Source organism: Flavobacterium sp. Root935 (genome assembly GCF_001429295.1).
In the GTDB taxonomy this organism is placed as follows: domain Bacteria; phylum Bacteroidota; class Bacteroidia; order Flavobacteriales; family Flavobacteriaceae; genus Flavobacterium.
In genome coordinates, this window is record NZ_LMJL01000008.1 from 840,231 (window position 1) to 861,363 (window position 21,133).

Annotated in this window: 20 protein-coding genes; 10 read left to right on the top strand and 10 right to left on the bottom strand. The window is 34.2% G+C overall.

Translation table 11 applies throughout. The annotated features are described in order from the left end of the window. The first annotated feature begins 3 nt into the window (after positions 1 to 3). The 7 genes from ASE40_RS08765 (at position 4) to ASE40_RS08795 (ending at position 7,709) form a co-directional block, all read left to right on the top strand. On the top strand, positions 4 to 1,812 hold the full coding sequence (locus tag ASE40_RS08765) for an ATP-binding protein (RefSeq protein ID WP_057116569.1): 1,809 nt from the start codon (positions 4 to 6) through the stop codon (positions 1,810 to 1,812). Between the two features lie 312 nt (positions 1,813 to 2,124). Continuing rightward, positions 2,125 to 2,784 carry a response regulator transcription factor gene (locus tag ASE40_RS08770; RefSeq protein WP_057116570.1) on the top strand — a complete coding sequence of 220 codons (660 nt, stop codon included), beginning with the start codon at positions 2,125 to 2,127 and terminating at the stop codon, positions 2,782 to 2,784. Positions 2,785 to 2,882: 98 nt separating this feature from the next. Then, positions 2,883 to 4,367 carry an MFS transporter gene (locus tag ASE40_RS08775; protein WP_057116571.1) on the top strand — a complete coding sequence of 495 codons (1,485 nt, stop codon included), beginning with the start codon at positions 2,883 to 2,885 and terminating at the stop codon, positions 4,365 to 4,367. A gap of 95 nt (positions 4,368 to 4,462) precedes the next feature. After that, positions 4,463 to 5,722, top strand: coding sequence for an alginate export family protein (locus ASE40_RS08780; RefSeq protein ID WP_057116572.1), 1,260 nt, complete (start codon positions 4,463 to 4,465; stop codon positions 5,720 to 5,722). A 138-nt stretch (positions 5,723 to 5,860) separates the two neighbouring features. Next, entirely contained in the window at positions 5,861 to 6,226 is a 366-nt protein-coding gene (locus ASE40_RS08785) for a hypothetical protein (RefSeq protein ID WP_057116573.1), read from the top strand. A gap of 145 nt (positions 6,227 to 6,371) precedes the next feature. Further along, the gene (locus ASE40_RS08790) at positions 6,372 to 7,085 is read left to right on the top strand and encodes an endonuclease/exonuclease/phosphatase family protein (protein ID WP_057116574.1); all 714 of its coding nucleotides are present in this window, start codon (positions 6,372 to 6,374) and stop codon (positions 7,083 to 7,085) included. A 3-nt stretch (positions 7,086 to 7,088) separates the two neighbouring features. Then, on the top strand, positions 7,089 to 7,709 hold the full coding sequence (locus ASE40_RS08795) for a class I SAM-dependent methyltransferase (RefSeq protein ID WP_057116575.1): 621 nt from the start codon (positions 7,089 to 7,091) through the stop codon (positions 7,707 to 7,709). 86 nt (positions 7,710 to 7,795) lie between these two features. Here the strand turns inward: ASE40_RS08795 and ASE40_RS08800 are convergent, their stop codons facing one another. Next, the gene (locus ASE40_RS08800) at positions 7,796 to 8,500 is read right to left on the bottom strand and encodes a Crp/Fnr family transcriptional regulator (protein ID WP_057116576.1); all 705 of its coding nucleotides are present in this window, start codon (positions 8,498 to 8,500) and stop codon (positions 7,796 to 7,798) included. 177 nt (positions 8,501 to 8,677) lie between these two features. On the opposite strand from ASE40_RS08800, the gene ASE40_RS08805 reads away from it, so the two are divergent. The 3 genes from ASE40_RS08805 to ASE40_RS21865 all read left to right on the top strand — a co-directional run bounded on the left by ASE40_RS08805 (position 8,678) and on the right by ASE40_RS21865 (position 14,469). Then, positions 8,678 to 12,193 carry a nitrate reductase gene (locus ASE40_RS08805; RefSeq protein ID WP_057116577.1) on the top strand — a complete coding sequence of 1,172 codons (3,516 nt, stop codon included), beginning with the start codon at positions 8,678 to 8,680 and terminating at the stop codon, positions 12,191 to 12,193. Between the two features lie 112 nt (positions 12,194 to 12,305). Beyond that, positions 12,306 to 13,736 carry a rubredoxin domain-containing protein gene (locus ASE40_RS08810; RefSeq protein ID WP_057116578.1) on the top strand — a complete coding sequence of 477 codons (1,431 nt, stop codon included), beginning with the start codon at positions 12,306 to 12,308 and terminating at the stop codon, positions 13,734 to 13,736. A 139-nt stretch (positions 13,737 to 13,875) separates the two neighbouring features. Further along, positions 13,876 to 14,469, top strand: a complete 594-nt coding sequence (locus ASE40_RS21865; protein WP_057116579.1) for a hypothetical protein — start codon at positions 13,876 to 13,878, stop codon at positions 14,467 to 14,469. 266 nt (positions 14,470 to 14,735) lie between these two features. On the opposite strand, the gene moaA is transcribed toward ASE40_RS21865, so the two are convergent. The 9 genes from moaA to ASE40_RS08860 form a co-directional block, all read right to left on the bottom strand. Beyond that, on the bottom strand, positions 14,736 to 15,743 hold the full coding sequence (moaA, locus tag ASE40_RS08820; protein ID WP_057116580.1) for a GTP 3',8-cyclase MoaA: 1,008 nt from the start codon (positions 15,741 to 15,743) through the stop codon (positions 14,736 to 14,738). Next, on the bottom strand, positions 15,730 to 16,644 hold the full coding sequence (gene moaCB / locus ASE40_RS08825) for a bifunctional molybdenum cofactor biosynthesis protein MoaC/MoaB (RefSeq protein WP_057116581.1): 915 nt from the start codon (positions 16,642 to 16,644) through the stop codon (positions 15,730 to 15,732). The genes moaA and moaCB overlap by 14 nt, the downstream gene beginning before the upstream one ends. Beyond that, entirely contained in the window at positions 16,644 to 17,075 is a 432-nt protein-coding gene (locus tag ASE40_RS08830; RefSeq protein WP_057116582.1) for a molybdenum cofactor biosynthesis protein MoaE, read from the bottom strand. Before ASE40_RS08830 ends, moaCB begins: the two co-directional genes overlap by 1 nt. Positions 17,076 to 17,100: 25 nt before the next feature. Further along, positions 17,101 to 17,454, bottom strand: a complete 354-nt coding sequence (locus ASE40_RS08835; RefSeq protein WP_057116583.1) for a lysozyme inhibitor LprI family protein — start codon at positions 17,452 to 17,454, stop codon at positions 17,101 to 17,103. An 8-nt stretch (positions 17,455 to 17,462) separates the two neighbouring features. Beyond that, entirely contained in the window at positions 17,463 to 18,542 is a 1,080-nt protein-coding gene (gene moeB / locus ASE40_RS08840; RefSeq protein ID WP_057116584.1) for a HesA/MoeB/ThiF family protein, read from the bottom strand. Between the two features lie 5 nt (positions 18,543 to 18,547). Beyond that, positions 18,548 to 18,787 carry a MoaD/ThiS family protein gene (locus tag ASE40_RS08845; RefSeq protein WP_057116585.1) on the bottom strand — a complete coding sequence of 80 codons (240 nt, stop codon included), beginning with the start codon at positions 18,785 to 18,787 and terminating at the stop codon, positions 18,548 to 18,550. Between the two features lie 2 nt (positions 18,788 to 18,789). After that, positions 18,790 to 19,578: a uroporphyrinogen-III C-methyltransferase gene (gene cobA, locus ASE40_RS08850; RefSeq protein ID WP_057116586.1), complete on the bottom strand. Its 789-nt coding sequence runs from the start codon at positions 19,576 to 19,578 to the stop codon at positions 18,790 to 18,792. Positions 19,579 to 19,583: 5 nt separating this feature from the next. Next, positions 19,584 to 20,156, bottom strand: coding sequence for a molybdenum cofactor guanylyltransferase (locus ASE40_RS08855; protein WP_057116587.1), 573 nt, complete (start codon positions 20,154 to 20,156; stop codon positions 19,584 to 19,586). Between the two features lie 96 nt (positions 20,157 to 20,252). Next, entirely contained in the window at positions 20,253 to 20,999 is a 747-nt protein-coding gene (locus ASE40_RS08860; protein ID WP_057116588.1) for a sulfite exporter TauE/SafE family protein, read from the bottom strand. Between the last annotated feature and the right edge of the window lie 134 nt (positions 21,000 to 21,133).

Genomic DNA, 21,133 nt, shown 5'->3' on the forward strand with positions numbered 1-21,133 from the left:
TATATGAAAAAAAGCAGTCAGGAAGAAGATAAAATCACTTTCAAAAATTTACGCCGTCTGTATTTTTTTGCACTTCTTACTATTGCTTTAACTATAATTGTAAGTCAGATTTTAGTACAATACAATCTGAACCAGCAGTTAAGCGATTCTAAAATCATTAATTTCTCAGGAAAGCAAAGAATGCTGAGTCAGAAAATCGTAAAAGAAGTTCTGATTCTCCATTATGTTTCTGACACCGCTTCTGCTAAACAAATTTCACATTTAAAAAGCGTTTTATCACTTTGGAAAAAGAACCAAAATGCACTTGTAAACGGCAGTGACAGCTTAGCTTTTCCTAAAGAAAAAAGCGAGACATTAAATAAATTGTATCTAGAAATCAATCCGATTTTTAATAAAATTGCCCAAACAACCGATGCATTTCTATCAAATTTAAAACAGAAAAAACAAACTTCAGAAAATCAAAAGCTAGTTCAGGTTATTTTGCAAAATGAAGGCATTTTCCTTTCTAAAATGAATCAGATTGTAACGCAATACGATCTTGAAGCACACGAAAAAGTAACTGAACAACGCCGAATAGAATATTGGATTTTTGGCTTTACACTTTTGGTTTTACTATTAGAATTCTTCTTTATTTTCAAACCCACAAATAAAAAAATCGAACGCTTAATTGCTAAACTTCTTTCTTCCGAAAAGAAAGCTTTAAAACTGGCATACGACACCGAAATACTGAGCGAAATCAAGGAAAACTCGGTTAAAGAATTAAAATCGCTTAACTATGCAATGGAAAATACCCTTCTCTATTGCCGAATTGCACCCGATGGTTCGATCATACATATTGGCGAAAAATTTGCCAAACTGCTCAATTATACCAAATTTTCATCCAACAAAAAATTCTCAGAAGTTTTAACCATTGACGAAAAAGAACAATCCAATTTTGACCGCCTGATATTTGAAAAACAGCGAAGCGGCTGGCAGGGCGAAATAAAAATTATCACCAAAGAAGATTTCGAAATCTGGCTTGATTTATCAATGGTTCCAGTTATGATTAAAAAAGACGAATTAGAACTTCTAATTGTCTGCTTCAACATTACAGAACGCAAAAAAGCACAACGCGAAGTCGAACGTTTAAACCTTGAAAACACCACCGAAAAAATCAATCAGCAAAAGATTATTTCAAGCAAGATTGTTGAAAATCAAGAAAACGAACAAAATCGAATCGCGAAAGAAATCCATGACGGAATTGGCCAGATGCTTACAGGTTTAAAGTTCAGTCTGGAAAGTATTAATTTAGATGACAGAGAAAAGTCGGAACAAAAAATTGAGTATCTAAAGAAACTTTCACTTGATATTATAAAAGGTGTCCGTACGGCAACTTTCAACTTAATGCCGCCAGAATTAAGCGATCACGGAATCGTTTCTTCGCTGGCAAAACTTACGCAAGAACTTTCCAAACTAACGGGAAAAGAAATCCTTTTTTACAACAAAACCAATTTCGACCAGCGTTTGGATTCTCTAATCGAGATTAATATTTACCGTCTTACGCAGGAAGCCATCAACAACGCCATAAAATACGCCGAATCTTCTCATATCATTGTACAGCTTTCACACAGCGAAACGCTCCTCAGCATTATTATTGATGATAACGGAAAAGGTTTCGACATGAATTCAGTCGACAAAAAACGCAACAGCGAATCTGGAATGGGACTTTTATTTATGAAAGAGCGCATACAATACGTTAACGGCCGCGTTTTCATCAATTCAATTCCTGGCGAAGGAACGAGAATCACTTTTAATATTCCAATTCTTAAATGAGATAATGTGGCAATTAGAAAATGGGATAATTAGAAAATTTAGCTAAGCGTCCAACTTTTTCCATTTGTCAGGCTGAGCGAAGTTGAAGACACCTCAATCTCAATCGACAATTTTACAATTAAAAAAATTGAAATTTGATATTGTCATTGATATTGCAATTGTCATTGACATTGCATTTTTTTTCTAATGATTTTTTAATGTTGGAATTTGGAATTTCAAAAAATTGAAATTTTAAATAAAAAAAGTACGTATATTAGCGTCTTCTTTATAGATGAATATACGTAAATATCCAGAAATCAAATTAAGTAAATTATGAGTAATAACATTCGTGTAGTGCTGGCAGATGATCATGTTTTTGTTAGAGACGGAATCAAATCTTTACTAGAAAACGAAGCAAACATTGAGGTTGTAGGCGAAGCAATAGATGGTGCCGATGCGCTTGAAGTAGTTGCAGAAAGCAAACCAGACTTACTTATAGTAGATATTCGTATGCCAAACTTAACTGGTATAGAGGTAGTAGAAAAACTTAGAAGCGAAAATAACGACATCAAAATTATAATGCTTTCGATGCACGAATCGGAAGAATATGTTTTGAAGTCTATAAAAGCTGGTGCTGATGGTTATTTATTAAAAGGTTCTAGCAAAGAAGAATTTTTAAAAGCGCTTCATAGTGTTGCTGCTGGAGGAAAATATTTCAGCGGTGATATTTCTTCTATTTTAATAAGTCAATTAACGAATTCATCTACATCATTAGAACCTAAGCAAAATTTAGGAGAAGAAATGATGATCACTAAAAGAGAAAAAGAGATTCTAACTCTTTTATTATCTGGAAAAGGAAATAAAGAAATCGCCGAAGCTCTTGATATCAGTAAACGTACAGCTGAAGTACACCGATTTAATTTGATGAAAAAACTAAAAGTTAAAAACTTGATGGAACTTTCGAATAAAGCTGCGGAGTATTCTTTAATCTAAAAAAATACGTATAAATACTTAATTATTTTTCAAAAACTGCGTTTTAGCATCTTTTAACTAAGTTATAGTACTTAATTTTACTAAAAAATATAAGTGCTATGAAAAATACAAACTCATTATCGCAGTCACACAAAATCTTATTTTTGAACACATTGGCTTTTACAGTGTGTTTTGCCTGCTGGACATTAAATGGGGTTTTAGTAACCTTTTTGGTAGATAACGGAATTTTCCACTGGAGCGTTGTTCAGGTTGGATGGTTACTTGGAATTCCAATTTTAACGGGATCTATTATGCGTCTTCCAATTGGTATTCTGACCGATAAATTTGGAGGGAAATACGTTTTTTCACTTTTACTGCTTCTAAGTTCAATTCCGTTGTTCCTGCTTCCCTACGCCGACAGTTTTTTTATGTTTGCATTATTAAGTTTCTTTTTCGGAATGGTCGGAACCAGTTTTGCAGTCGGAATCGGCTATACATCAATCTGGTATCCAAAAGAATGGCAGGGTCGCGCTTTAGGAATCTTCGGAATGGGAAATGCAGGCGCAGCTATTACAACTTTTCTTGCACCTTCATTATTAAATCATTTTTCAATTGGTGATCCGCAAAATGGATGGAAAATACTTCCTGTGATTTATGCTATTTCTTTAGTTCTTATCGGAATCGCATTTCTAATTTTTGCCCAAAATAAAAAAATAGAAAACAGCAACAAAACTGTTTCACAAATGCTCATTCCATTAAAATCGGCTCGAGTTTGGCGTTTTGGAGCTTATTACTTTTTAGTATTTGGCTGTTTTGTAGCGTACTCGCAATGGCTTTTACCAAACTTTATGAATGTTTATCAAACCAGTTTGGTCATGGGCGGTTTGTTTGCTACCATGTTTAGTCTTCCTTCTGGTGTCATTAGAGCCTTTGGAGGTTATTTGTCTGATAAATTTGGAGCCAGAAAAGTGATGTACTGGGTTTTAGGGTCTTCTGTAATCTTAAGCGCATTATTAATGGTTCCGAAAATGGAAATCACTACTGCAGGACCAGGAATATTAGCTGCCAAAAAAGGAGTTGTGAAAGAAATCAACGAAAAAACCGTAAAAGTGGGTGACAAAGAATATCCAATTATTCAGAAAGCTTCACTTGTAAGTGAGAACGCCATATTTCCAACCACTTCTAGCTGGCAGAATGTTGTAGTAGCTCATAATCAAAATGTTGCCAAAAAAGAGTTAATCGCAAAAGGAATCACGGTTATTAAATTTGATGCCAATATGTGGGTATTTTTAGTATTAGTGATCTTAATCGGAATTTCATGGGGAATTGGCAAAGCAGCAGTTTATAAACATATTCCAGAATATTTCCCAACTGAAGTTGGTGTTGTGGGCGGAATAGTGGGAATGATTGGCGGTTTAGGAGGCTTTTTAGGCCCGATTATTTTCGGATATCTATTAACTGCAACCGGAATATGGTCAAGTTCATGGATTTTTATTTTACTTTTTTCTATAGTATGTTTGGTTTGGATGCATTACACTATTACACAACTAGCTAAGAAAAAAGAAGTTACAACAAACAAAGTAATATTAGAAGCAGCAGCTTAAACGTAGATTAAAAAATAATTAGAAATATGATTTAAGTCCATAGTAAAAACAGCTTTTTCTTATAAATTTACCTTCGATAAAAACATAAAAACCTTATGAAAAAACTTAAACTAATTTTAATACTTATCGTAGGATTAAGTTTCGAAATTCAGGCTCAGGAGTTAGATGTGAATCTGCAGATTCGACCGCGTTTTGAATACCGTAATGGTTACAAAACCCTGATCCCTGAGGGACAAAAAGGAACATCTCAAATATCACAACGTTCCCGTTTAAATTTCAATTATAAACAAGAAGATTTAATTGTAAAATTAACTCTTCAAAACACCAGAACCTGGGGCGATGTTGCACCAACAGCAGTTGCTGATAAAAATGGAGTTGCCGTTTTTGAAGCTTGGGCACAATATAATTTTACAGAAAAATGGAGCGCAAGAATGGGACGCCAAGTTCTTTCTTATGATAATCAGCGTATTTTTGGAGAACAAGATTGGGGACAACAGGCACAAAGTCATGATGCACTTACTGTAAGTTATCATACAGAAAAGCAAAAATTTGATTTTGGAGGCGCCTATAATTCTACTGCCGAAAATACTTTCCAAACGCCTTACACTGTTGCCACATATAAAACTTTGCAATATGCCTGGTATCACAATCAATTCAATGAAAATTTAGGTTTGAGTTTCTTATTATTGAATACTGGTTACGAATATGCCAATGCCGATGCCAAATTACTAGTAGATTACAAGCAAACTTTTGGGCCTTACCTTACTTATAAAACTGGTAAAATAGATACTAATTTTTGGGTATACGGACAAACAGGAAAAAGTACAGATTTACAAGTAAGTGCCTGGAATGCGGCGGCAAATTTTGGATATCAAATTACCGAATCTTTCAAAGCCGGCTTAGGATATGAATTCTTGTCTGGAAAAGATTCAAACGACGGAAGCTCAGTTATTAAATCGTTCAATCCGATTTTTGGAACTAACCACGGCTTCAATGGTTATATGGATTATTTTTATGTTGGAAACCATTTAAACAATGTAGGTTTACAAGATGCTTTTATCAAATTAAATTACAATATTAATAAATGGCAGTTTGCTTTAATGCCTCACGTATTTTTAGCTGCTGCTGATGTAGTTACGCCTTTAAACGAAAAATTAGATTCTTACTTAGGAACTGAGGTTGATGTTACTTTTGGTTATAATTTCAAAAAAGACATTACAGTTACAGGAGGTTATTCTCAAATGTTTGGTTCAAAAACAATGGAATTTATAAAAAATGGAGATGCCAGCCATACTAATAATTGGGCTTGGTTAATGGTTTCTGTGAATCCAAGAATTTTTAGCTGGAAAAAATAATTTTTCTACAAAATTAAATTATATTTTTTACCCTTTTCCTATTTCGGAAAAGGGTATTTTTTTTTCACCTAAAAGAAACTTGATATATAGTTTAATTAATTATATTTGAGCCGATTATGAACCCCAAATTCTATCCTAATGAAACCATTTTTAAAATTATCAATGTTAACTTTCATTGTAGCCCAGCCTGGCATTGCCCAAAAATACAATGATGATTTAATTTCAAAAAACTCAGAAATAAATTTTGCAAAAACGCAAAAAAGAGGAATTAAAAAAAACAACATAGTTTATTATGTTGAAAAGGATTTACAAACCATATCTGCTTACAAAAGAAGCAAATTGAAATGGCAGACCAATGTAATTTCTGCTTGCGGAGAACCAAAAAAAGGACAACCTGAAATTAGATATGTAGGTTATAATTCAGATAAACTGCTTATCGTAATGGGAAAACATCATTTTGCAGAAATTGACATAAATAGCGGCGTAACAACAATCGTTGGTTAAGATTAAAAATAGAGAGATTTTATAAATCTGAAATTTATACAGTACCCTTTTTCCAAGTAGAAAAAGGGTATTTTTTTTTTAATTTGGGAGGAATTTATTTTACTCTTTAATCGCTATATTTGAGATAGAACAATTTAATAGTCTAATGAAACTCATCGCATGGAATTGCAACATGGCATTCAGAAAAAAAGCAGCATTCATTCTCGCTCACAATCCTGATATTGCTGCAATTTCGGAGTGCGAAAGTCCTGAAAAATTAAAATTCCCAAACGGTGTACAAACTCCAAATGACATTATTTGGTACGGAGCCAATCTGAATAAAGGAATTGGTGTTTTTTCTTACAGTGACTACCGACTTCAATTATTAGACTGCCATAATCCAGACTTTAAAAATATTTTGCCCATAGCCGTCACAGGCGGAAAAGTTAATTTTACTTTGTTTGCTGTTTGGGCAAATAATCCCGCTGATAAAGATGGCGCTTATGTAACTCAAGTGTGGAAAGCAATTAATTATTACGACGATTTAATCAAAGAGACAAAAACAATCTTAATTGGCGATTTCAACAGCAATACGATTTGGGACAAACCGAGACGAGAAGGAAATCACACGACGGTGGTAAAAAAATTAGCAGATAAAAATATTTTCAGCAGCTATCACAAATATTTCAATCAAATTCAAGGCAAAGAAGCACATCCAACTTTGTATATGTACCGACATGAAAACAAGCCTTATCATATGGATTATTGCTTTGTCTCAAATGATTTTATAGAAGTTTTAGAAAGCGTTGAAGTGGGAAGTTACAAAGATTGGACTTTGTACAGTGACCACAAACCTTTAATCATTAAATTCAATATATAAACCATGAACAACTGGACAAAAAGATGGGACGACCGCTACAGCAGTGAAGAATTTGCGTACGGCGAAGAGCCTAATAATTATTTAAAAGAACAACTGGAAAAATTAAGTCCCGGCACTGTTCTTTTTCCTGCCGAAGGCGAAGGACGAAATGCTGTTTTTGCCGCAAAATTAGGCTGGAAAGTTTCGGCTTTTGATATTAGTGAAGAAGGAAAAAACAAAGCTATAAAACTTGCAGAAACAAATAATGTTTCTATTGATTACCAAGTTGGTGAACTGGAAACACTAAACTTTCAGCCAGGACAATTTGATGCACTTGCTTTGATTTATGCGCATTTTCCTGCAGCAATTAAATCTGAAATCCACAAACAGCTGGATCAATTACTCCGCGAAGACGGTATTATTATTTTTGAAGCTTTCAGCAAAAAACATTTAGAATATCTTGCCATAAACGAAAAAGTGGGCGGACCAAAAGATATTGAATCGCTTTTTTCAATTGAAGAAATCAAAAGCGATTTTCCGAACTACGAAATCATTAAATTGGAAGAAAAAGAAATTGAACTTAATGAAGGTTTATTCCATAACGGAACTGGTTCTGTAATTCGATTTATCGGCAGGAAAAAATAAATTTAATACGAGTAGAGACGTACTGCAGTGCGTCTCTAAAGTCAAAACCTTAGCATCTTAGAATCTTAGCAACTTAGAACCTCACATCAAAAATATTTATGCTCCATAATTTCGGAGCGTAATGTGGCAACTTCTAGAATTCCAATTCGTTTTCCAACTGTTTTAATCAACGCTTCTTTTTTAAGAGTCGAAATTACTCGAATTGCCTGTTCCTCTGTAGTTCCTGCAAAATCGGCTATTTCTTTGCGAGAAAGATCGATATCAATTAAACCATCGATTTGTCCAAATTTTCGATGTATGTAAAGCAGTAAATCGATCACACGTTCGCGGACATTCATGTGGGCAATTTTGCGAATATTGTTCTCGCTTTTGTTTAATTCATCAGCATAAAATAACATTAGAGCGTATGTAAATTCAGGAACTTGTTTTAAAATTTCCAGCATTGTTTCGTTGCTAAAATTACACAGAATAGTATCTTCTAAGGCATAAGCTCCAATTAAATACTTTTGCCCCGTTCCAAATCCGCGAAAGCCAATTATGTCTCCGTTTTTTGTCAGGCGCACAATTTGCTCACGGCCGTTAATGCCCGTCTTTACGGTTTTCACTTTTCCTTTGCAGATAAAATAAAGTCCATGCAGGGGTGAACCTTCCGTAATAAAACGATCTGATTTTTTACAAACTAAATTTTGTTTTTTCGAAACATACTGCATCATCTGCTCTAAATGCAAGTGTTTCTTTATGAAACAATTTTCATTGGTACAGGAATAACAAATAATTTGCTCTTCTTTCATGACTTTTCATTTTTAGCAGATTAAAAACTAATTTGTTGTTTGTCATTTTACTGCATCAAAAATAAAAAAATAAATTTAAAAATTAAGTATTTATACGTAAATAATACTTATTTTTGTTTACGTATTCATCTAGAGTGAAGCAGATTCGATAAAGTAGTATTCAAAAACAGAATTGTAATGCAAAATACAAAGATCAAAACCACCTGTTCCTATTGCGGCGTTGGATGCGGCATAATCGTAACTAATGATACCAAAAACGGTGTAATGGTTGAAGGTGACAAGGACCATCCTGTTAATAAAGGAATGCTGTGTTCTAAAGGAATGAATCTGCACTACGTAGTTAACGACACATCTGATAGAATTCTGTATCCCGAAATGCGAGGCAGTAAATCTTATCCGCTGGAACGTGTCAGCTGGGATACCGCTCTTGACCGTGCTGCTGCTGTTTTCTCTTCTATCATCAAAAAACACGGACCAGACAGCGTTGGTTTTTATATTTCTGGACAATGTTTAACAGAAGAATATTACTTAGTAAACAAACTTGTAAAAGGATTTTTAAAAACCAATAATATCGATACCAATTCCAGACTCTGCATGAGTTCGGCTGTTGTGGGTTACAAAAAAACTTTTGGAGAAGATTCTGTTCCAATTGCTTATGATGATATTGAATTGGCTGATACTTTTTTAATTACAGGTGCCAATCCAGCTTGGTGCCACCCTATTCTATTTCGACGACTTGAAAAACATAAAGAGAAAAATCCGAAAATAAAAATAATTGTAATTGATCCAAGGCGGACAGACACTGCTGCTTTCGCCGATTTGCATTTGCAGATTATTCCAGGTTCTGATATTATTTTATATCATGCCATTGCCAAACGAATCATCGAAAAAGGCTATGTCGATCATGATTTTGTAAAAAATAATGCAGAAAACTTTAAACAGTATAAGGATTTAGTTTTAAATACCTCTTTAGAAAAAGCTTCTAAACTCTGTGGAATTTCTGTAAGCGATATTAAACTGGCAGCAGACATTATCGGTAAAGCAAAAGGTTTTATTTCGCTTTGGGCAATGGGTTTAAATCAAAGTGCTGTTGGGGTTGATAAAAATACGGCTTTGCTGAATTTATCTTTGTTAACGGGACAGGTAGGAAAACCAGGTTCTGGCCCCTTCTCATTAACGGGTCAGCCCAACGCAATGGGCGGCCGCGAAGTGGGCGGAATGGCAACACTTTTGGCAGCACATAAAGATATTGCAAATCCGACGCATCGAAAAGAAGTTGCAGATTTTTGGGGTGTTGACGAAATTTCAGATAAACCTGGATTAACAGCAACTGAAATGTTTGAAGCATTGGAATCGGGAAAAATGAAAGCAGTTTGGATTATTTGCACCAATCCATTAGTGAGTTTACCCGATTCCAGAAGAGCCGAAAAAGCACTTAAAAATGCCAAATTTGTTGTGGTCCAAGACATTTCTCATAATGCCGATACAGCCAAATTTGCCGATTTATTATTGCCTGCAGCGGGATGGCTGGAAAAAGAGGGAACGATGACCAATTCTGAACGTCGTATTTCTTATTTACCAAAAGGAATTAATGCGCCGGGAGAAGCGCTTCCAGATATTGAAATTCTAATTCGCTTTGCGAAAAAAATGAATTTCAACGGATTTAATTTCAATGGCGCCGAAGAAATTTACAAGGAACATTGTGCACTTACGAAAGGAACTAACATCGATATTTCTTTCTTAAATTACAACCGTTTAAAAACCGAAGGTACTTTTCAATGGCCGGTTCCAGATTATAGACATCCGGGAACACCTAGATTATTTACCGATAAAAAATTCTACACGCCGTCTGGAAAAGCTATTTTTAACCTTCCTGTTTCAATCGAAAATACATCCGTGCAGCCAAATGCTGAGTTTCCATTTATCCTAACCACAGGAAGAATTCGCGATCAATGGCATACGATGACCAAAACTGGAAAAGTATCGAGGTTGTTAACGCATATTCCGAATCCTGTTTTAGAAATAAATCCGATTGACGCTTTTAAAAACGATATTAAAAACGGTGATATTGTTACTGTTACCAGCAAAAATGGAGAAGTTCGTGTAAAAGCAAAAGTGACAGATTCTATAAAAGAAAAAGTTGTTTTTCTGCCAATGCACTGGGGAAAACAATTAGAAAATGATCTAAATAGAACCAATAATTTAACCAATACAGTAGTCGACCCAATTTCAAAAGAACCTGATTTTAAATTCACTACCGTTTCCATTACCAAATATGTAAAACCTTTCCAGAAGATTGCAATTGTTGGCGCCGGCGCTGCTTCTTTCCGATTTATTCAAAATTATCGTGAATTCAATACAACCGATGAAATCATTGTTTTTTCGAATGAAGTAAATCCGTTTTACAACCGCGTTTTACTTCCAGAATATATGACTGGAGAATTCAGCTGGGAACAATTATTAAAAGTAAAAGACGGCGAAACTTTTAACAAACTAAAAATCACCATGAAAGCTGGGGTTTCTATTGATAAAGTAGATACTAAATTAAAAACAATAATAGATAGTCACGGTGACACGCATACTTTTGATTCCCTAATTTTAGCGACTGGAAGCCGTCCTTTTGTACCTGAAAATGCACAATTACATCTTCCAGGACGATTTACCGTAAGACGTAAAGAAGATGCCGATCGTTTAAAAAGACATCTCGACAGCACCAATCTTCCTCCAGAAGAACAGCATGTTGTGATTATTGGCGGCGGATTGTTAGGTTTAGAATTAGCGGCAGCTTTAAAACATAAAAAAGTAAAAACTACAATTGTTCAAAGGGCTTCACGTTTAATGGAACGCCAGCTGGATCGAATTTCAAGTAAGCTTCTGGCAGAAGAAGTACAGCTTCGTGATATTCAGATTTATTTTGATAATGAAGTGAGCACGGTTTTCGAAACTAATAATCCGAATGAGATTGAAATAGCTTTAAAGAGCGGTAAAATCATCACTGCAAATGCAATTGTGTACACGATTGGAACAATTCCGAATATTGAAATTGCGCGCGAAAGCGGTCTTGCCTGCGGACGCGGTGTAAAAGTCAATCAGTATTTACAAACATCAAATCCTGATATTTTTGCTATTGGAGAAATAGCTGAATTCAATAATAAGTTATTCGGAATCACTTCTGCTGCCGAAGAACAGGCCGATATTCTGGCTAACTTTCTAGCAGGCGATATCAGCAGTTATTATAAAGGTTCGATTTTAATGAATATTTTAAAACTGGAAGATATAAATCTTTGCAGTATTGGTGATATTGAAATCCCCGAAAACGACGATTCATACGAAGAAATTGTTTTTTCAGACTTGAAAAAACGTTACTATAAAAAATGTATTGTAAAAGATGATCTTTTGGTTGGCGCGATTTTGATGGGCGATAAAAATGAATTTGCCGAATTCAAAACGATGATCGAAAGCAAAATCGAATTATCAGACAAACGAAATTTATTGCTCAGAGGAAGTTCAAATGCAAAACCTGTTTTAGGAAAACTAGTTTGTTCCTGCAGTCAGGTTGGTGCTGGAAATATAGAAGAAACTATTAAAAGTGGCGTAAACGATTTTACCGATTTATGCAAAAATACTGGCGCTGGATTAGGTTGCGGCAGCTGTAAAACAGAGGTTAAAGAGATTCTTGCGAAGTGTAGATGAGTTTTTTTGTTTCAGGTTTCAAGTTTCAAGTTGTTGAAACGTGCACCTGAAACTTGAAACCTGAAACCTGAAACTTAAAACTCGAAACCTAAAACTTGAAACTAAAAAAAAAATGGAACTAACAAGATTAATAGTAAAAGGAGGCGTTATTTCGCCGGGGGAATTACGAGAAGTAATTGATATTGCATTGGAAGAAGGTCTCGATTCAATTTCTTTTGGTTCCAGACAGGATATTATTTTTCCGCATGGTTTTAAATCATTGGACAAAACGACTTTGGGCAAACATCACTTTGTTTATCCAGATCAAAAAAGCGGGAATAATATTGTTTCTTCTTATGTTTCGACAGATATTTTTAGAAATACAAACTGGCTTACCGGAAATCGCTTTTTATATATTTTAGAAGAATTTAAAGAACAGCCCAAATTAAAAGTTAATATAACAGATCCAAAACAGCAGCTTGTTCCTTTATTCACAGGTCATATAAATTTTATTGCTTCAGAGCATGAAGATTACTGGTATTTGTATATTCGTCTTCCGCAATGGGAAAAAATGGAGGTTTATCCTGTTTTAATTTACAGCTGGGATCTGGCCAAAACGTATTACGAAATTGAAAAAATAACCGACGAAACTGCCATAGATATAGAATTACTTTTTACTTTGGTCAGCGAAGCATTAGATACTAATAATCGAACAATTGATAAACCCTTAAAAGTTCCTTTTTATCCGTTTCCGTATTACGAAGGAATGAATAGAATGGGGATTGATCAATATTGGCTGGGATTATACTGGCGCAATAATCTGTACGATCTCGATTTTTTAAAAGAAATGTGCGATTTGTGTTTTGAATGCAAAATTGGTAAAATATGTATTACACCTTGGAAATCATTCATTATTAAAGGAATTCCGAAAGACCGTAAATTAGAATGGGAAAAATTTTTAGGTAAAAGAGGAATCAACGTACGTCATTCTTTACTCGAATTAAATTGGCATTTGCCTGTTGCAATGGAATGGGCATTGAATCTCAAAACGTTTTTGGTACGCACACTCGACCAGTTTGACATCAGCACCTACGGATTAAATTTTGGAATTGCAGAATACAATCGTGACGGCCACTATTTTACTTCGATTGTAATCGAAAAAAACGAACTTCCTGCAGCTTTAGAATCCATCAAAATTAGAGATACTTATAATGTATTGTCTGCTAAGAATTTTGATCCCAATACAAGAGAATACATTGTTCACTCACAGGATATTGACAAACTGGAACTTCCGACAATTTTAATTGAATTAAGCCGAAAATATTTTGAAGAGCTTGGAAATTCAACTATAGAAACAACCGAAAATCCGCAGAAAAAAGAAAAACCACAATTGGATATTTATCAATGCCAAGAATGTTTAACGCTTTACAATTCTGAGTACGGAGATGAAACTCAAGGAATTCCAAAAGGTATTTTGTTTGAAAATCTGCCAGAAACATATTGCTGCTCTCTTTGTGAAGCTCCTAAAAGTAATTTTAAAATTTTGGAAGCCGTTGAGCATTAGCTTTTTCTATAAAAAACTTAACATATCGGTATTCAAAAATTGCGTATATTTAGCTTAACTAAGAATTTATACCAAAACATTGTACTTCAGCTATTGTTTAATTCTTAGTTATCGTCTATTACTCAATAAAAATACAGTTATGATAAAGAGAACAACTAAAACCCCTGCTGTAAATACAACCGATATCCCAGCAGAAACAATTGTAGAACAAACTACAGAAACGCAGCCAGAAGCAAAATCAACCGTTAGGAGAACAACCAGGACTGCTGCAAAAACAACGGCTGCAAAAACACCAGCGACAGTTAAACCAGCTGCAAAAACACCTGTGAGAGCGGCGGTCAAAGGAGCACCTAGAGCGACCGTAAAGAAAGAAGCAATAACACCTGAAAATACAGAACCTATTGTTTCTGAAATTGTTGAAATCCAAACTACTGATATTCCTGTTCCTTTTGAAGAAAACCAACCCGTTGTGACAGTTGAAAAAATTGGCAAAAAAAACGATATAAAATCAAAGCTGAAAGCCAAACTTAAAGCGAAGAAAGAGAAAGAAAAGAAAAGAGAAAAAGCGATTAAAGCTGTTATCAAAAAATTAGAAAAAGCGAAAAAAGCAAAACTAAAAGAAGCAGAAAAGAAAAAAGAAAAAGCAAAAAAAGAAAAGGCAAAAAAAGCTAAAAAAGCAGCAGAAAAAAAAGCTAAATCCAAGAAAAAAGCAAAGGCTAAAAAGAAAAAATAATTACTGAAGAAAAGGTTTAACTTTAGGGTTGAGCCTTTTTTTTAAAAATAGATGCATGTATGAACATCAAAAAAAAGATACTAATTTCGTGTTCCGTAAAAGGCTTCGACTCCGCTCAGCCTGACAATCGTTAAAACAATTTGTAAATCGCAACTATCAATTCACAACTCACAACTTACAACTCACAACTTACAACTCACAACTTACAACTCACAACTCACAATTCACAACTCACAATTCACAATTCACAATTCACAACTAAAAACCTACCCCCCAATCGCAATCATACTACGATTATCAAAGTGTTTTTTTGGATCGTCCATTTCGTCAATAGTAACCATTCCAGCTCGGACTTTCTTTTTATTTTGAATGGATTCTGAAATCAAATCAGAGATTGATTCTCCATTTCTAAAAGCAGTCAATAAATCAGTTTCTGAATTAGAAAAAAGACAGTTTTTTATTTTGCCATCTGCCGTCAAACGGATTCGGTTGCAGCTGTCGCAAAAAGGATTTGTAATAGAACTTATAATTCCGAAATCACCTTGAAAACCTTTTATTTTGTAATTTCTAGAAGTAAAGTTTTTTTCGTTTTCTAATTTTTGAATTTCATCTGCAGAAAAAGCATTTTCTACCAAAGATAAAATCTCTTTTTGCGAAACCATTTTACTCCTGTCCCACTCATTTCCTGCAAAAGGCATGAATTCAATAAATCGGACAGAAACTGGCAGAAACTGGGTAAGCTTAACAAAATCTACAATTTCATTATCATTAAAACCCTTCATTAAAACCACATTTACTTTTACCTCAAAATCATTATTTAAAAGCAAATGCAGATTATCAATTACTTTCTCAAACTGGTTTCTAAGTGTTATAGAATGAAATTTAGACGAAACTAAAGTATCTAAACTCAAATTGATCTTTTTGATTTTAAACTGTTCTAAAACTTCAATATGACGATCAATCAAAATACCGTTTGTGGTTATCGAAAGTGAGATATTTAATTCGGATAATTTAGAAACTATTTTAGGAAAATCTTTTCTGAGCAGAGGTTCTCCGCCCGTTAATCTTATTTTGTCAACACCATTTTTTACGAAAGTCTGAGCGATAGCAAAAATCTCTTCCGCCGTCATTAAACTGGCTTTTGGAGAAAGCGCAATTCCGTCCGCCGGCATGCAGTACGTACAACGCAGGTTGCATTTTTCCAGCAGCGAAATGCGTAAATAATTGTGTTTACGCCCAAAAACATCCGTCAAAATAGTGTTAGAGGCTGTCATGATTTTTTCCTTTTAAAATATGAAAGACGTGCATAACGTGTGGAAACACAGCGTCCATCGATTCTTTTACTCCATTAGTTGACCCCGGCAGTGCCAAGACCAAACTTTTCCCCAACGTTCCAGCGACACTTCTTGAAAGCATTGCATAAGGCATTCTTTGTTGTCCGTAATTGCGTATAGCTTCTTCGATTCCAGGAATTCTGCTTTCTAAAATCGGCGATAGCGCTTCTGGAGTTACATCTCTTGGCGATAAACCTGTACCTCCCGTAAAAACAACTAACTGATGATCTTTTGCGAAAGCTTTTGTTTTCTCTTGAATTATATCCAGTTCATCTGGAATGATTTCATAATGAGAAGTTTCGACTCCGTAAGAATCTAATTTTTCAACAATTGCTTTTCCGGAACGATCTTCTTTATCACCCGCAAAAATTGAATCGGAACAAACAAAAACAGCTGCTTTTATCGCATTTGGAAATTTATTTTTAAAAGAAGATTTTCCCCCTTCTTTATTGACTAATTTGATTGTCGAAATTTCAATTTCTTTATCTATTGGTTTCAGCATATCATACATTGTGAGCGCCACGATAGATGCGCCGTGCATGGCTTCAACCTCAACTCCCGTTTTATAAACGGTTTTTACATTGAATATGATCTGAATTTCTAACCCTTCAATTTTATATTCCACCGAAGTAAATTCAATTGGAATTGGATGACAATCCGGAATAGATAAATGTGTGTTTTTAACCGCAAATAACCCCGCGGTTTTTGCCATTTCAAGCACATTTCCTTTTGGGACCAAATTATTTACTACAGCATCAATCGTTTCCTGTCTGCTGACTTTTACAATTGCCGTTGCGGTTGCTTTTCTTAATGTACTTATTTTATGTGTAATATCTACCATTAACTATTTTGTTTCCAAGTAAATGTATCGTTTTCAAACATTTCTTTGCCAAAAATCGGAACGTCTGTTTTAATCCAGTTTACAATTGCTTCTGTAGCTTCATAAACTTGTTTGCGTCGCGGTGCCGAAACAAAAACAAACAAACAAATTTCACCTGCTTTTACAATTCCCAGACTATGGTAAATGTGCATACAGGTTAAATCGAATTTAGCAAAAGCTTTTTCGCGAATCGTGTACAAAGCTTCATTTGCCATATCGGTGTACGCTGAATAATCAATCGCTACTACAGTATTATCGTGAATGACATCGGCACGAACTTGTCCTAAAAAAATATTGTGCGCACCAATCGAATGTTTGGATTGATGTTTAGCAATAGATTCTGCTATAAAATCAGGAGCAATTGGCCCTTCTACAAATACATTTTTACTCATTTTTAAGTTTTTTTAATTAAGGACTTTAAAAGCCATTCATCAAACTTTTCAATTCCTTTGCTCTGCTAATGGTAAGCTGCATTCTACAATCTGCGTACATTTTATTTGCTATAACACCACCGTCACCTTCAGAATAGCATTTAAATTTACAATTTGAATCTCTAAATTTTATCCAGTCTTTTTGAGCAGCAACTAAAGCTGTCTGATCTTTTGTACCTAATTTATTTTTCAGCTGATTATAAACTTTATTCAATTCTTTATCTGCTTTATCATAAGCTTCATAAAGCTCTGTCTCACCAGTAGCATCAACTTGGTTTTGTGAAAAACCGAATTGAGAAAAACAAAAAAACAAAAACAATCCAAAAATAACTTTTTTCATAGTAGCTATTATTTATTAATTAGAATGGATTTTTCATGCAACGATTGTTTCATTGCTAAAGCACCTCCAGCAATACTTTTTATATTTTTAAATTGATGTTTATGAAGTAATTCTACTGCAATTTTACTTCTAATTCCCGATTGGCAGAAAATATAAATGGTTTGATTTTTATCTAATTTTTCAATCTCATTTTCTAAATTCATTAAAGGAATCTGGATTTGATTTTTTAAATTGATTTTTGGTGATTCATCAGTATTTCTAACATCTAGAAATAAAACGGCATCGTTTTGTTTTTCACCCAAAATCAATTCAAAACTTACTTCTTCGGTTTCCGATTTATTGTATTTTTGGTCGAATGCTTCTCTGGTTATTATTTGAAAATCGCTTTTTTCAAAATCATATTTCTGCTGTTCGTTATTTAGAATATTATAAACTAATATTTTACCGCTTAAAACTTCTCCTATACCAAGAATCATTTTCAAAACTTCGTTTGCCTGAAACATTCCGATAATTCCAACGGAAACTCCGATTACTCCGGCATCTTCACAATTCAAAGCATTATTATTTTCCTCGGGATACAAACATCTGTATGTTGGCCCGTTTTGATAATTGAAAACTGAAACCTGCCCCTGAAATCTAAAAATCGATCCATAAACCATTGGTTTATTTAAAGCCAGACAAGCATCATTAATTAAATATTTAATCGAAATATTGTCTGTTGCATCGACAATTATCTCATATTTTTCAAATAAATTAAAAACATTCTTCCCTGATAATTTCTCTGAAAATGCTTTTACTTTTACCTGCGGATTCAATTCTGAAATCATCAGTTTGGCTTCTTTTGCTTTTGATTTTCCAACAGCCGAAGTTTTGTAAATAACCTGTCTATGCAGATTTGAAATTTCAATACGATCATCATCAATAATTCCGATTTCGCCAACTCCTGCTGCAGCCAGATAGGGCAGAATTGCCGCGCCTAAACCTCCAGCTCCAACAACCAAAACTTTCGATTTCAGTAATTTGTATTGTCCTTCCTCTCCTATTTCAGGAAGAATTATTTGTCGGTTATATCGATTTGATGTTTCCATATGTATTATCCTCCTGCAAATGGCGGCAATAAAGCCACAATATCACTTGCCTGCAAAACGCGATCTGTAGTTTTTGAAACTATTTTTTGATTTACTGCAACGCTAAAACTCAATGATTCAAATTCATATTTTTCGTTTAAATTCTGCAATAATTTTTGCAGTGATAATTCTTCGGAAAAAGATAACTTTTCGAATTCACATTTTGTTTTTTCAGCAACAGCTCCAAAATATTTTACCTCGATCATTCTTATAAATTTAAATTCTGAAATATAAATTCGTCATCAAAATGTTCTTGAAAATACGAAATCCAGCTTGACGTATTTCGCACTACTTCTCCAATAACTATAATTGCTGGTGATGATATATTTTTTTCAGATACCAATTTACTAATTGTATTGACAGTTCCAATTACTTTTTGCTCTGAATTTTTAGTTCCATTCTGGATAATTGCAATTGGCAGATCATCATTTCTGTTTTCCTGATAGATAGAAATGATTTCATCTAATTTATGCATTCCCATCAAAATCACAACGGTCGCAGCCGATTTCGAAGCCAATTCAACATCTTTTGATAATTTATGATCTGAAGTTGTTCCCGTAATTACCCAGAAACTTTCGGCAACTTTACGTTGCGTCAAGCTGATTCCGACCGATGCAGGAACTCCTAACGCAGATGAAATGCCGGGAACGATTGCTGTTTCAATTCCAAATTGTTCTGCAAATTCAATTTCTTCACTTCCTCTGCCAAAAACAAAAGGATCACCGCCTTTTAAGCGGACAACATGTCCGTAGGTTTTTGCCATACTCACAATCAAATCGTTGATCTGATCTTGTGTGTAGGCGTGACAGCCAAGACGTTTTCCAACAAAAACAATTTCTGCATTTGCTGCGTAGTTTAATAATTCCTCGTTAACCAAAGCATCGTACAAAACTACGTCTGCATTTTTCAGTGCTTTTATGGCTTTCATTGTGATCAATTCGACGTCTCCAGGACCTGCGCCTACAATCGTCAATTTTGGTGTTTTTAAGTTTCGCATAGTAATTAACTTAAATTGATATTGAGGTCATCTAATTCGTCCATTGAATTAATATTGGTTAAAGGAAAATTTTCACTTTCTTCTATTTTTATAATCTGATGCGGTAATTTGGCCAGCAAATCCATCATTTTCAATTCATCAGAATCGATTGCTTCTTTTATTACCGGAACAATATTTTTCGAATAAATGCCAATTAAAGGATGTGTTTTACTTTCTGATGCAAAAATTGTAATTCCCGCCTCTTTCGTATGTTTTGAAATTAACTCCTGCAATAATTCGGTTGAAATCAACGGAATATCACAACTTAAAATCAGATTAAATTCGGTTTCAGAATGAGATAATGCTGTGTAAATTCCACCCAGCGGACCTTTATCTACAATCAAATCTGGTATTTTTTCATATTCCAGATAATCATAGTCTTTAGATGCTGTGATTAATTTTATTTGATTTGTAATGGGCAGAATCGCCTGAATAATGTGATCAATGAATGGTTTATCCTGAAACAAAACCAATCCTTTTTCTGACTGCATTCTTGAGCTTTTTCCGCCGCAAAGAATAAATACTGTTAGTGCTTCCATGACTTTTTTTGTTTCACGTTTCAGGTTGTCAATCTTTGTCCCGACGGTTGAAACCGTCGGCTATGTTTCATATTGCAATCATTTAATATTTTAGTTTCAAGGAAAAATCAATTTAATACTTGCCATCAAAATGACTGTTCCTAAAACCATTTTTAATGTTCGGTTAGAAAAAGAACCACTTCCATAAAATCCGCCTAGCATTCCTCCTACTACCGCAATTGGAACTAAATAAAAACTTTCTATCGGAATTGTTTTTCCTCCTAAAAAAAATCCCAGCATTCCTGCAAATGAATTCACAAAAATGAATAAACTCGAAATCGCTGCCGACTCTTTAACAGAAGCCCATCCTAGAAACAATAAAATCGGACTTAAAATTATTCCGCCTCCAATTCCCAGCATGCCGGACAATAATCCGATGGTAAAACCAATTAATAATGCAAAAGGTAAATTAATTTTTACTTCTTCTTTTTCTTTAAAATTAAATATCCCGAATAATCTTAATGCCGCAAATACGAGAACAATTCCTAAAACTATCTTGTAAATTGTATTATCTAAAGTTATAAAACCCCCAATAAATGCCGCAGGAATAGACGCAATTGCAAACGGATAAAAGAGCTTTGGTTTAAAATAATTATTTCGGTAGTAAAACAAAAATGAAATACTGGAAACAAATAAATTCAACAATAAAGCAGATGGTTTCATGATTGAAATAGGAAACGCAAAAATGCTCATCAAAGCCAAATAACCCGAAGCTCCGCCATGCCCAACACTTGAATATAAAAACGCAATAACGATTAAGGCGAAACTGAATAATACTATATTTTCGGAACTAAGGAGACTCATTTTTTGGTTTAATTGTTAAATTGTTTAATCGTTTTTTTGCTTCAATCTATTTTCTTCTTCTATTTTCTCTCTTCTATTTTCTTTTCTCTATTTTCTTTTCTCTATTTTCTTTCTTCTATTTTCTTTCTTCTTAA